13 protein-coding genes are annotated in these 13013 nt (G+C 58.7%); 7 read left to right on the top strand and 6 right to left on the bottom strand.

Translation table 11 applies throughout. From position 1 onward, the window contains the following. Positions 1-67 precede the first annotated feature (67 nt). Complete coding sequence (locus tag F3I21_RS07685) at positions 68-979, bottom strand: ketopantoate reductase family protein (protein ID WP_150058640.1); 912 nt, start codon at positions 977-979, stop codon at positions 68-70. Between the two features lie 211 nt (positions 980-1190). On the opposite strand from F3I21_RS07685, the gene fusA reads away from it, so the two are divergent. Then, positions 1191-3290, top strand: a complete 2100-nt coding sequence (gene fusA, locus F3I21_RS07680) for an elongation factor G (protein WP_150058639.1) — start codon at positions 1191-1193, stop codon at positions 3288-3290. Positions 3291-3329: 39 nt separating this feature from the next. Here fusA and F3I21_RS07675 read toward each other — a convergent pair whose 3' ends face one another. After that, positions 3330-4115, bottom strand: a complete 786-nt coding sequence (locus F3I21_RS07675; RefSeq protein ID WP_223815647.1) for a phosphate/phosphite/phosphonate ABC transporter substrate-binding protein — start codon at positions 4113-4115, stop codon at positions 3330-3332. Further along, complete coding sequence (locus F3I21_RS07670; RefSeq protein ID WP_150058638.1) at positions 4012-5079, bottom strand: fatty acid desaturase; 1068 nt, start codon at positions 5077-5079, stop codon at positions 4012-4014. Before F3I21_RS07670 ends, F3I21_RS07675 begins: the two co-directional genes overlap by 104 nt. 217 nt (positions 5080-5296) lie before the next feature. On the opposite strand from F3I21_RS07670, the gene F3I21_RS07665 reads away from it, so the two are divergent. The 3 genes from F3I21_RS07665 to F3I21_RS07655 all read left to right on the top strand — a co-directional run bounded on the left by F3I21_RS07665 (position 5297) and on the right by F3I21_RS07655 (position 7057). Next, positions 5297-6319 (top strand): LLM class flavin-dependent oxidoreductase, encoded by a 1023-nt coding sequence (locus F3I21_RS07665; protein ID WP_058757329.1) that lies wholly within the window; start codon positions 5297-5299, stop codon positions 6317-6319. Between the two features lie 120 nt (positions 6320-6439). Continuing rightward, positions 6440-6628, top strand: a complete 189-nt coding sequence (locus F3I21_RS07660) for a type II toxin-antitoxin system HicA family toxin (RefSeq protein WP_058771102.1) — start codon at positions 6440-6442, stop codon at positions 6626-6628. An 18-nt stretch (positions 6629-6646) separates the two neighbouring features. Continuing rightward, entirely contained in the window at positions 6647-7057 is a 411-nt protein-coding gene (locus F3I21_RS07655) for a type II toxin-antitoxin system HicB family antitoxin (RefSeq protein ID WP_058781997.1), read from the top strand. Between the two features lie 184 nt (positions 7058-7241). On the opposite strand, the gene F3I21_RS07650 is transcribed toward F3I21_RS07655, so the two are convergent. The 3 genes from F3I21_RS07650 to F3I21_RS07640 form a co-directional block, all read right to left on the bottom strand. Beyond that, on the bottom strand, positions 7242-8069 hold the full coding sequence (locus F3I21_RS07650; RefSeq protein WP_150058637.1) for a glycosyltransferase family 8 protein: 828 nt from the start codon (positions 8067-8069) through the stop codon (positions 7242-7244). Between the two features lie 22 nt (positions 8070-8091). Beyond that, on the bottom strand, positions 8092-9474 hold the full coding sequence (locus F3I21_RS07645) for a D-arabinono-1,4-lactone oxidase (protein WP_150058636.1): 1383 nt from the start codon (positions 9472-9474) through the stop codon (positions 8092-8094). A gap of 78 nt (positions 9475-9552) precedes the next feature. After that, positions 9553-10194: a TetR family transcriptional regulator gene (locus F3I21_RS07640; RefSeq protein WP_125310083.1), complete on the bottom strand. Its 642-nt coding sequence runs from the start codon at positions 10192-10194 to the stop codon at positions 9553-9555. A 212-nt stretch (positions 10195-10406) separates the two neighbouring features. On the opposite strand from F3I21_RS07640, the gene F3I21_RS07635 reads away from it, so the two are divergent. Genes F3I21_RS07635 through F3I21_RS07625 form a run of 3 tightly spaced genes read left to right on the top strand, consistent with a single transcriptional unit; the run spans position 10407 to position 13004 of the window. Then, positions 10407-11234, top strand: a complete 828-nt coding sequence (locus tag F3I21_RS07635; RefSeq protein WP_150058635.1) for a MetQ/NlpA family ABC transporter substrate-binding protein — start codon at positions 10407-10409, stop codon at positions 11232-11234. A gap of 11 nt (positions 11235-11245) precedes the next feature. Next, entirely contained in the window at positions 11246-12370 is a 1125-nt protein-coding gene (locus tag F3I21_RS07630) for a methionine ABC transporter ATP-binding protein (protein ID WP_150058634.1), read from the top strand. Further along, entirely contained in the window at positions 12351-13004 is a 654-nt protein-coding gene (locus F3I21_RS07625; RefSeq protein ID WP_150058633.1) for a methionine ABC transporter permease, read from the top strand. Before F3I21_RS07630 ends, F3I21_RS07625 begins: the two co-directional genes overlap by 20 nt. The last annotated feature ends 9 nt before the right edge of the window (positions 13005-13013 follow it).

The raw sequence follows: 13013 nt of genomic DNA, 5'->3' as shown, positions 1-13013 counted from the left end.
AATGACCTGTCGCACAAATAACAGGATGCGCATTCATGCGCACCAGGCACGCCACGCACCGGACTGATCACCGCGTCTGCAAATATACCTGCAAATTCACATACACCGCGTTCAGCAACGGCGTCGCCACCGCATGGCGTGCGCCGCGCACCAGCAAATCGCCGATGATCTGATCGGCTTCGATATCATAGCCCTGGGTTAAATCGCGGTACATGGATGAGGTCATCGCCGCATCAGGATTGTTCAGCGTCTCATAAATCTTCGCCGTCACGGCTGGACGCTGTTGGTAGCCATCGGCGGTGATCACCGCCAGCACCTCGGCGAAAATGCCCTGTAACAGCGCTTCACCACCGGCTGAACGCAGGATGTGCTGCGTATTGCCGCGCGCCACACAACACACCGCACCCAGCGTGCTCAGCAGCAGCCACTTCTCCCACAGCTCACTGATAATGTTATCGGCGAACACGCTGTCAAACTGCGCGTCACGCAGCGCGGCATCCACGCGCGCCAGACGGGCATCGTTGTTGCCGTCCAGCGCGCCGTAGTAAAGCATGTGCAGCGGCGACAGCTGCATCACTTCGCCGTGCTCGCCCAGCGTGGCGTGAATCTTACACAGCCCGCCAATCACCTTGTCACCGAAACGTGCGCGCAGCGTATCAATGTGACGCATACCATTGAGGATCGGCATGATCAGCGTCTGCGGCCCAACCGCCGGGGCGATGTCTTCCATCGCCTGTTCCAGCGCAAAGCTTTTCACCGTCAGGATAATCAGATCGTAATCACCGGTCAGCGTCGAGGCCAGCGCCAGCTGCGGTTGCAGCACCGTGCTGCCTTCCGGCGTTTGCAGCACCAGTCCGGTCTGTTGCAGCTGCTGCTGGCGGCGCTCGCGCACCAGAAAGGTCACATCACGGCTGGCCTGCGCCAGGCGCGCGCCAAAGTACCCGCCGGTGGCACCGGCTCCCACAATCAGAATACGCATGGACTGTTTTCCCGTTAAGCATGAAAGCCTTACCTTAAAGCGCTGCGCGTCACTGCGCCACACCGCAAATGCGGAAAACCGTGACAATCTCAGCGATGAGCAAAAAAAGCTCAAACTGTTCGTATTCATTCGTACAATGGGTTTATGCTGGGGCACAGCGGCGGGCAATGGTGCCTGCCGGTTTTTTTCGTCAACAGACTAAGGACGCATCATGCCCCGACCCCTCCCCATCGAACGTTATCGCAACATCGGCATCTCCGCGCACATCGATGCCGGTAAAACCACCACCACTGAGCGCATCCTGTTTTACACCGGAATGAGCCACAAGCTGGGTGAAGTGCACGATGGCGCGGCAACCACCGACTGGATGGCGCAGGAGCAGGAGCGCGGCATTACCATCACCTCGGCGGCGGTCAGCTGCTACTGGCCGGGCATGGACGGCAGTTTTACGCCGCACCGTATCAACATCATTGATACTCCCGGACACGTTGACTTCACCATTGAAGTGGAGCGCTCAATGCGCGTGCTGGATGGTGCCGTGATGGTGTACGACGCGGTCGGTGGCGTTCAGCCGCAGTCAGAAACCGTCTGGCGGCAGGCGAATAAATACCACGTGCCGCGCATTGCGTTCGTCAACAAGATGGACCGCCAGGGCGCGGACTTTTTCCGCGTGGTGCAGATGATGAAAGATCGCCTGCAGGCGCATCCGGTGCCGATTGTCATTCCCATCGGCGCTGAAGAGCAGTTCAGCGGGGTCATCGATCTCAACAAAATGCGCGCCATCTACTGGGACGACGCCAGCCAGGGCATGAGCTTTAGCTATGCGCCGATTCCGGACGCGCTGCAGGCGCAGGCGGCGGAGTGGCGGGAAAACATGGTGGCAGCAGCGGCAGAAGCCAGCGAAGCGCTGATGGATCGCTATCTGGAGCAGGGCGATCTCAGTGAAGACGAGGTGATTGCCGGGCTGCGGCAGCGCACGCTGGCGGGCGAAATCCAGCCGATGCTGTGCGGCAGCGCGTTTAAAAACAAAGGGGTGCAGCGCATGCTCGATGCGGTCATCGAACTGATGCCTTCACCGCTCGATGTGCCGCCGGTCGCCGGCATCAACGAGCGCGGCGAACACGACGAACGCCATGCTGACGATGAGGAACCTTTCTCGGCGCTGGCGTTCAAGCTGATGAGCGATCCTTACGTCGGTCAGCTGACCTTTGTGCGCGTCTATTCTGGCGTGCTGCGCAAGGGTGACAGCGTGTGGAACGCGGTGAAAGGGCGTAAAGAGCGCATCGGCCGCATCGTGCAGATGCAGGCTAACGACCGCATCGAGATCGATGAAATCCGCGCCGGCGATATTGCCGCCTGCGTCGGGCTGAAAGAGGTCACCACCGGCGAAACGCTGTGCGATCCTAATGCGGTGATCACGCTGGAGCGCATGGAATTTCCCGATCCGGTGATTTCGCTGTCGATTGAGCCAAAGACCAAAGGCGATCAGGAAAAAATGGTGCTGGCGCTGCAGCGGCTGGCGGCAGAGGATCCGTCGTTCCGGCTGCATACCGATGAGGAGTCCGGTCAGACCATCATCTCCGGCATGGGTGAACTGCATCTGGAGATCATCGTCGATCGTCTGAAACGCGAGTTTGGCGTGGAAGCCAATATTGGCCGGCCGCAGGTAACCTACCGCGAAACCATCCGCAAAACGGTGCGCGAGGTGGAAGGGAAATTTGTGCGTCAGTCGGGCGGCAAGGGCCAGTATGGTCACGTGGTGCTGACGCTCGAGCCGCAGGCGGCCGGAAGCGGTTTCGCCTTTGAAGACGCGACCAAAGGCGGCGTGGTGCCGCGCGAATTCATCCCTTCGGTGGAGAAGGGCATTCGTGAAGCGCTCAACAGCGGCGTGCTGGCCGGTTATCCGGTGGTCGACATCAAAGCCACGCTGACGTTTGGCTCTTATCACGACGTTGACTCGTCCGAGATGGCGTTCCGCATGGCGGCGATCTTTGGCTTCAAAGCGGCAGCGAAGCAGGCCGATCCGGTGATACTTGAACCGGTGATGCAGGTGGAAGTGGAGACGCCGGAAGAGTATGCCGGCGGCGTGATGGGCGATTTGTCATCCCGGCGCGGCACGCTGCAGGGCATGGACGAGCGTTTCGGCGCGCGCATTATCCGTGCTGAAGTGCCGCTGGCCGAGATGTTTGGCTACGCCACCACGCTACGCTCGATGTCGCAGGGCCGCGCCACGTACAGCATGGAGTTTGCCCACTACGCCGAAGCACCGCGTAACGTCGCGGAGGCGATTATCGCGGCTCGCGCACAGTAAGTCCGCTGGCGGCAGGGATGCCGCCGGTTAGTGCTTTATTTACAGCGCCGTCACGCCCAGCGCGGCGGCGTCATCTTCCCAGCGTTTAACCTCGTCAAACCAGTCGCGCTGCGGCACAGAAAAGCCCGCCAGCAGGTTGGCCTTCATCACATCCTTGTAGTCCTCCACATTGGCCAGCTCAAACAGCGTGCTGCGCAGCTTTTCCAGCAGCAGACTGTCGGTTTTCGCCGAGGTTATCAGCGGCAGCGCGGCACACAGCGGGGTTTCACCGATAATGGCTAAGCCCTGCAGCTCCTGCGGCCGGTATTTGCGCAGCAGCGCCCAGGTGATGCAATCAATGGCGGCGAGGTCGGCCTGTCCGGCGCGCAGCGCGGCCAGCGACTGGCGGTGGCTGCCGCTGAACCGGGTAGTGGCGAAGAATTTGCCGTCCCGGGCCAGCGGCGCGACCACGTAGCGCAGCGAATTGTATCCGGAGTGTGAGTCATTGCTGTTGCACACTGCGCGACGGCCGCGGAAATCGGCGAGGCTCAGGTTCTCATCTTCCTGCCGTGCCACCAGCCAGCTGCGATAGCGCAGATCATGGCAGCCAGGCGCATTGGACTGAAACGTGCCCACCAGTTGCACGTCAGGCAATAGCGCGACCAGCGGATAGCCGCAGGTCTGACTCAGCAGCAGATTGTCATCACGCCAGTGTGGCAGCAGGTCGTCGTGCCACTGCACCTCAGCCTGCACGCCGCGCTTCGCCAGCAGCCGCGTCAGCACTGAGGTCATGGCCAGCGTGCTCGGGTGGTCGATGTCGTACATCGGTAAAGAGATGATGTGCATTCTGTGCGTCCTTGTGGTGTCCCGGGTGGGCGTTAACGTCGATCGGCTGACGCCAGAAGCGCTTCATCCATTCGCCGTAACCGGCAACGCGAAAACCCTGATTACGCTGATAGTAGCCGTCGCGGTAGAGCAAATAGACTTTGCGCAGACCGTACCAGGGTAAACCGGGCAGATCGTGATGTACAGAATGATAGTTGAGATTCAGGAACAGCAGGCGCCACGGCCAGGCCGCTTCGTTATTCACCGAGCGCGCCAGCGGCGCCTCATCGGCACGATGTTCGTAAAATGAGCGCACCTTGGTCAGCATCAGCGCCGGATAGCTCACCGCCAGCACCAGCCACAGCGGGGAAAAGCCGCGCAGGCTGAGCCAGTAAAACAGTCCGGCCAGCAGAAGCAGGTGCACCAGCCACATCATTATCGCCGGCATGTCGCGCTGCACCACGCTTTGCGTCAGCGCGCGCAGCGTGGCGAGGATATCCAGCAGCGGTCCCAGCAGCAGACGACCCGGAAAGGTATTACGCAGATGGATAACGCGCTGTTGCCAGGGTTTGAGCCGTGCCCAGTGCGCCGGCGACAGATAATAGGTTTCCGGATCATCATGCGGATCGGTCAGGGAGTGGTTGCGGTGATGCGCCAGGTGCGAATCCCGGTACAGACCATACGGATACCACACCGCCAGCGGCAGCGTGCCAAACAGCTGATTAAGGCGCGGCAGGCGCGTCGGATGGCCATGAATCAGCTCATGCTGCAGCGACAAATACCAGGTGGTGAACAGGATCAGCAGCAGCGTGGCGAGGGGCAGGCCCAGCGTTTGCCAGTACAGCACGCTGGCGAACCAGCCGCTATAAACAGTAATGATTAACAGCCAGGTCGGCAATTCGCTGCGCCAGAGCCAGCTGCGCGCCAGCTGGTGCACCACTTCGCGCTGTTGGGTACTGAGGTAGGCGGAGGTTCCTTTGACCATGTTCATGAATTCAGTCAGCGAGACGGGAAAAGATGCGCTCACGATGCGCGATACGCGTGATAAACACAAAGACGGAAAATTGCTTTGTTATGCAAAAAAGTTGAAGAAGCGCGCGAAAACTATTGGCTATCAGTCCTCTTCGCACAGGCGTAACCTTACCTCATCGAATTCTGATTGATGACGCCGGCGCCGTTCTGGCCCGCGAGGAGCATTTAGCATGAAAAAAATTGGTTTTTTATCTTTCGGTCACTGGACCCCGTCACCACACTCGGCCACCCGTTCGGCGCAGGATGTGCTGCTGCAGTCGATTGACCTGGCCGTCGCCGCCGAAGAACTGGGTGCCGACGGTGCCTATTTCCGCGTACACCACTTTGCCCGCCAGCTGAGTTCACCGTTTCCGCTGCTGGCGGCGGTCGGTGCCAAAACCAGCCGCATCGAGATTGGTACCGGTGTGATCGACATGCGTTACGAAAATCCGCTGTATATGGCGGAAGACGCCGGAGCAGCGGACCTGATCGCCAACGGCCGTTTGCAGCTCGGCCTGAGCCGTGGCTCGCCGGAGCAGGTGATTGAAGGCTACCGCTACTTTGGCTTTAATCCGCGCGAAGGGGAAACCGATGCGGATATGGGACGTCGTCACACCGAAGAGCTGCTGGAAGTGCTGCGTGGCGAAGGGTTTGCCAAACCCAATCCGCAGCCGATGTTCCCGAATCCACCGGGACTGCTGCGCCTCGAGCCCTATTCCGAAGGCCTGCGCGAGCGTATCTGGTGGGGCTCCGGCTCGAACGCCACATCGATCTGGGCAGCCCAGCTGGGGATGAATTTGCAGAGTTCGACGCTGAAGGATGACGAGACCGGCGAACCGTTTCATGTGCAGCAGGCGAAGCAGATTCGCGCCTATAAAGAAGCCTGGCAGGCGGCAGGGCATCAGCGTGCGCCGCGCGTGTCGGTCAGCCGTAGTATTTTTGCCCTGATGAACGACACCGACCGCGCTTACTTCGGTCGCGGCGGACAGGAGCAGGATTCCGTCGGGTTCCTCGATGAGAAAACCCGCGCCATCTTTGGGCGTAGCTATGCTGCAGAGCCGGAGCAGCTGGTCAAACAGCTGGCACAGGATGAAGCGATTGCGGAAGCCGATACCCTGTTGCTGACCATCCCTAATCAGCTTGGCGTGGATTATTGTGCGCACGTAATCGACAGCATTCTGACCCACGTCGCGCCAGAGCTCGGCTGGCGTTAAGCGACAGTGCGCAGGGAAGCGCACAATTAATGAAATTTAATAACCCCAATAACTCTGAATATTGCATTTCAGGGTTATTGGGGTTATTTTATTGCTTTGAGGACGTAGCAGGACACGCGCATGGATAGCCGATCGCTAATGGCCGAAATCAGAGCCGACGGCTGGGAACTGATACGAATTAACGGTAGCCACCATCATTTTGTCCATCCGACGAAAAAAGGCCTGGTCACGATACCGCATCCAAAAAAGGATTTGCCGATTAAAACGGTAAAAAGTATCAGAAAACAGGCTGGATTGACCGTCCATTAATTTGCAAGAGGCACACTTATGTTTTACCCCATCGCAATCGAAGCGGGAGATGAAACCACCGCGTACGGCGTTACGGTGCCGGATTTACCCGGCTGTTTTTCCGCGGGAGATACGCTGGAGGAGGCCGTAAAAAACGCCAAAGAGGCGATTACCGGACATCTGGAGTTAATGGTTGAGCTCGGCCAGGATATTCCGGCGGTCTCCGACCTTAAATCGCTGATGAAATCGGCGGAGTTTGCTGGTTATGTGTGGGTGCTGGTGGATGTTGATGTGACCCGGATTCTGGGCGGCTCGGAAAAAATCAATGTCACTCTGCCGAAGTTACTGATTGATCGCATTGACCGTTGCGTGGCGACCCATCCGGAATTTAAAACCCGTTCAGGATTTCTGGCGCAGGTTGCGCTGGAGCGTATTGCAAAAACGCGCTGAAGCAGGAAGGGCGATGGCAGTTTCTGCAGCGGACAACCATTGCGCGATAAAGCGCGCCGCTACCAGGTGCGCATAAATGCGCACCCTGGGAAATTCAGCAAAGGCTTTGACCCGTTTTAGATTCTGTAGGGTCGCCATTGATGGCGACCAACCATTACCCGATAAATCGCGCCGCGACCAGCCATTAATCCGCGCCCAATTCCCACCACAGCTTATCCAGCGCGTAATAACGGTCGCGCTGCGCCTCTGGCTGGTTCAGATCGCGCTTCCACGGTTTGGCGAGAATGTAGTGCAGATTCTTCACCTCGTCGTCATGCCATAAGCCGGCGTGCTGGAACGGCAGGGTTTTCAGCGCGTTATAAATATACGGCAGCGGCAGCCAGCGTCCGGCAAACACTTCATTGAGCAAATCCTGTTCGGAGAACGGATAGCGGCGCAGGTCGTCAATCTCAGCCACTTTCTGCTGCAGCCAGTCGAAAACCGCCTGATCCGGCTGCAGCACCAGAAAACCGCCGTTGAGATAGTTATCAAGATCGGCGGGAGGCGTCTCACCGCGCGCCTGCCAGGTGTAGTGACACTGCTCCGGCTGCCAGCTGTCAGGATAGCTGGCGATTTGATTCGGGTTGCAGCGGCAGGCGTGACAGGCCGCCAGCGCATGCTTGCCGAGGTCGAGCGTAAACAGCTCATCCATGTTGCGCAGCACCAGCATATCGGCATCAAGAAACACCACGCGCTCGCAGCCGGTCAGCTCCCAGGCGCGCAGCTTGCTCCACACTTCACCAAACTGTGCCGAGGCATAATGCTGCTCCAGCGCGGTGTCCGGCATCAGCGGCTGGACCGGATGGATCACACAGCCCAGCGCCTGTAATGCTTCGCGCATGCTCAGGTCGATGGCATCGGTGACCATCACAATTAGCGGCCAGCGCGTTTCGCTGCGTTTGAGTGAGCGATGCAGCGCTTTCACCCCGACATAATATTCCGGCTGCGTTAACAGCGTTACCCAGGCGTACATAAATTCTCCCCATCAAACTCAATCAATCAAACAAAGCCGTGACATAGTCATTGCTAAAGCGGTGCGTCGGATCCAGCTGTTCACGCACTGCACGAAACGCATCCCACTGCGGATAGATGGCGCGCCACTGATAGCGCTGCGGATCGTAATATTTACCCCAGTGCGGACGTCCACCTTCTGCCGCCAGCAGTTTTTCCACTTCGGTGAGGAAATGCAGTCCGTCCTGCGACAGCGAGCCGTCATCCGCGTAATACACCACGAAACCAAAAAAGCAGGTCGGCTGCTGATGCGCCGGGCTCATCCACGCCTGTGAAGCGCCGGTGCAGCGCAGGATGATGGGATAGTGCATGTGCGGACGATTCTGTGCGTACCAGGCTTTGATCTTACTGATAATCTGCGGCATTTTGGCCAGCGGCACGCCAATCTCAACGTTGATCTGCGGTACAGCGATGCCACGACAAAACAGCTGGTAGATATCGCCGCTGATGTCGGTGAAATCACGGAAGCGGGTGACGGTACGGAACTGTTTGCCGCCTTTGCCGTGAATCTGCGTGTCGCGATGCATGTGTTCCAGCGTCTGATCGATGGTGTCGTTGAGGCTGCTGTCGGCCTGATCGCCGTGCTCAATCACTTCGCGCTGATGGTCGTACCACGCCTGGGTGTCTTCCGCACTGGCGACATCGGCGTTCCAGACATGCATCAGGTTGTCATCGACAAACCACCAGGCTTTGCTGAGTTCGTGCTGCTCATTCCACGTCAGCAAATCCTGCTCCAGTGAATCGGCAGACGCGGCGAATTTATGGCAGGTAAACAGGCGAAATGGCTGAGTGCGCAAGGTAATGGCGGTGACGATGCCGAGCGCGCCAAGTGACACCATCGCCGCCGGGAAATCGGCGTCGCCGCGCTGAAACTCGCGCACGCTGCCATCGGCCAGCACCATGCGGATATGCAGTGCTTCGTCCGCCAGCGAACTTTGTGCCAGGCCCTGACCGTGGGTGCCGGTTGCCAGCGCGCCGGCCAGCGTCTGCACCGCAATCACGCCGGGCGAGGAGGCGAGCATGCGCTCCATCTTTGTCAGGCTGTCATACACCTGCTGCAGCGGCGTGCCCGCGGCAAACGTTACGCTCTCTTCATCCTGAGCGAGGATGCCGCGCAGCGCACTGAGATCCAGCAGTACGTCCTGCGGCTGTACGCACAGCATGCGACCGGGCGACAAACGGCTGCCGAGCACGCGCACTTTGCCGTGCGAGTCACGCAACAGCTGTTGCAACTCAGCTTCACTGCGCGGCTGATGCAACTGCTGGCGCTGGCCAACTACCGAATTTTGCGCCCAGTTCCAGAGCGCAGGCGTGTCATCGGTATTTTGCGTGTTGCGTAACGGATAGAGGAGAGCATCTTTCTTCACTACAGCGTTCCTTAATCTGAGGTCTGTCACGGTCCCGGTTATTTGATCAAGCGTAGACCATCACAGCGAACCCGCAGATTACGGGGCTTTGCGGATATAGCGCAGCGTGGCCGTCACCGCCAGCTGACGGTTGCGGCGAATACTGTCCTCTTCACTGTCGTGGGGGGTAAACAGCGTGTGAAAGGTGTAGCGGTTGGAGACGTGATGCACACAAATACTGCTGAGCAGGCGGTGTACGTCCACGGTATCCAGACCGTCGATAAAGATGCCCTGACGCTGGCCGCGGGACAGGATGTCATCCAGCAAATCGAGGGTACTTTTGTTCATCGCTTTGATGCGATCCGACTGCATGATGTAACGCCCGCGCAGCAGGTTTTCTGTACACACCAGGCGCATAAAATCGGGATGCGTGACGTGATAGTCAAAACTGGCTTCCACCAGTTTGATCATCGCCTCTTCCGGTTCCAGCGTAGTAAGATTCAGGCCGGTTTCATGCTGGCGGATCGCCTGATACACCTGCTCCAGCACCTCAATATACAGCTTCTCTTTGTTGATGAAGTGATACACCACCATGCGCTTGGTGGTCTGTGCCAGTTCAGCAATCTGCTCCATTCGCGCGCCCTGCATACCGTATTCGGCGAAGGTTTGCAGCGCACCCGCGAGGATGCGTTTTTTCAACCCTTCCGGGTCATTTTTACGTTTGGGTGTGGTATCCGACATAGCGCTCAATAACGGTCAATCAAACAGGCATGGTAGCACAGCCGCCCGGGGCCTTTTGGCGCGATGAGCGGCGGCATGGCTTTATTCATTTCAGGAATAGCATTCCCGGATAAATCATAATGCTGGAATAAGCAACTGCGTATACTGCGCGTATCTGTCGATCACGGCAGCTTATTTTGACTCGCGTAATAATAACACTCAGGAAATAATTTATGCACACGCGCTTTGTATCAGCCAAAAATAAATTGTTGTTAACCGTCGGCGCGTTACTGGTTGCCGGCAGCGTGGTCGCGCCGTTTTCAGTGGCGCAGGCAGCGGATAAAACCGCGGTGAAGGTCGGTATCATGAGCGGCGAGGACGAAGACGTCTGGCGTGAAGTGATAAAACAGGCCGCCGCGAAAGGGCTGACGGTGAAGACCGTGATTTTCAATGATTATAATCAGCCCAACGAAGCGTTACAGAATGGTGAAGTGGATGCCAATGCCTTCCAGCATCAGCCGTTCCTGAATAATCAAATCAAGGTCAATCATTACGATATCGTGCGCGTCGGCGATACCGCCGTCTGGCCGATCGGTCTCTATTCGAAGAAAGTGAAAAGCGCCGCCGCTCTGAAAGAGGGAGCGGTAATCGGCGTGCCTAACGATCCGTCGAACGAGGCGCGCGGTCTGGTGCTGCTGCAGCAACAGGGGCTGATCAAACTCAAACCGGGCGTCGGCATTGCCGCCACCACGGCCGACATCACTGACAATCCCCATCACCTGAAAATCAAAGAGCTGGATTCCGGCATCATTGGTCGCTCGGTGCCGGATCTTGATGCAGCAGTGGTCAATACCGACTGGGCGCTGAAAAGCGGCCTGACCGCGGCGGATCGTATCGCGCAGGAGCCGGTGAAAGACAATCCGTACAACAACTTTATCGCGGTGAAAAAAGAGAACGCCAGCGCCCCGTGGGTGAAAACCCTGGTGGCATCATACCAGAACGATGCCGTCAAAACGGTGTTTGACAAGGTCTACAAAGGCACGGGCGAAACCGCCTGGTAAGGAACCCATCCATGACGCTATTTTCCGAGGCCACCGTGCCCCTGACCGCCGTGGCGCGCGGCGTGATCGAAGAGGCAACAGTACGCGAGCGCGTGGCGCAGCACAGCAACGTGGTGCGTTTGCAGGGCGTGTCGCGCCGTTTCGGCCAGACACAGGCGCTGCGCAATGTCTCACTGACGGTGCAAAAAGGCGAAATCCTTGGCCTGATTGGGCGCAGCGGCGCCGGAAAATCGACGCTGATTCGCTGTCTCAACGGGCTGGAGCAGCCCGACGAAGGCGTAATCGAGATTGAAGGGCGGCGTATTACCGGTCTGTCAGAACAGCAGCTGCAGGCGGTGCGCAGTCGCGTCGGCATGGTGTTTCAGCATTTCAATCTGCTGTCGGCAAAAACCGTGGCGCAGAATGTGGCGCTGCCGCTAAAAATAGCTGGCATGGAAAAGGCACAGCGCAACCAGCGCGTAGCGGAACTGCTGGCGCTGGTGGGGTTGAGCGACAAGGCCGGACACTATCCGGCGGCGCTTTCCGGCGGACAAAAACAGCGCGTCGGCATTGCCCGCGCGCTGGCCGCCAGCCCGGCGCTGCTGCTGTGTGACGAAGCCACGTCGGCGCTCGATCCGGAAACCACCCGCTCGATTCTCGCGCTGCTGAAATCGCTCAATCAGCAGCTTGGTATCACCATTCTGCTGATCACGCATGAGATGGAGGTGATCAAATCCGTGGCGCATCGCGTGGCCGTCATCGACGCCGGGGAGATTGTCGAGCAGGGCCCGGTGTGGCAGGTGTTCGCCCATCCGCAATCCGCGCTGACGCGCACGCTGCTGCGCGGGCTGCTGCCGCAGCTGCCGGAGAATCTCGCAGCGCGGCTCAGCGAACAGCGTGAAGGTGAGGCGATCTATAGCGTTCACTTTGCTGGTGTGGCGGCGCAGGGGGATTTGCTGACGCAGTTTGCCAGCGCTCTGCAGGGTAAATTTCGCCTGCTGCAGGGGGGCATCGACCACATTCAGCACTACGCGGTAGTGCGTTTCTTTATTGCGCTCCCGGCCGCCAACGCTGCCGATGAGTATCAGGTTCTCAGCTGGCTGCGTGCGCAGCAGGCACAGGTGGAGTTGGTCGGTTATGTCGCCAGTGATGATTGATTTACTGCTCAACGCGTTGGGTGAAACGCTGCTGATGACGACGGTGGCCGGCCTGTTTTCGCTGCTGGCCGGATTACCGCTGGGACTGATTCTGGTGACCACCAGCCCCGGCGGCATTGCTGAAAACCGGAGCATCAACCGCCTGCTGGGTGTGGTGATCAATGGCTTTCGCTCGCTGCCGTTCATTATTCTGCTGGTGGCGCTGATTCCCTTTACCCGTCTGCTGGTCGGCACCTCTCTGGGCACCTGGGCCGCAATTGTGCCGTTATCGATCACCGCCACGCCGTATTTTGCCCGGGTAGCGGAAGTTTCACTGCGCGATGTCGATCGCGGGCTGATTGATGCGGTGCGTGCCATGGGCGCCAGCAAATTACGTATTGTCTGGGAGGTGCTGATTCCTGAAGCGCTACCGGGCATTCTTTCCGGTTTTGTCGTCACGCTGGTGGCGCTGATCGGCGCCTCGGCAATGGCGGGTGCCATCGGGGCGGGCGGTCTGGGCGACCTGGCAATTCGCTACGGTTATCAGCGTTTTGACACGGCGGTGATGGTGGCGGTGATCGCCGTACTGATCGTGCTGGTGTGCGGTATCCAGTGGCTCGGCGATCGGCTGGTGCAGCGCATTGACCGGCGGTAAACGGAATCT

The organism is Pantoea sp. B_9, assembly GCF_008632015.1.
Classification (GTDB): domain Bacteria; phylum Pseudomonadota; class Gammaproteobacteria; order Enterobacterales; family Enterobacteriaceae; genus Pantoea; species Pantoea dispersa.
The sequence above is the reverse complement of the archived record's forward strand: the minus strand, read 5'-3'. Positions and strand labels throughout refer to the sequence as shown.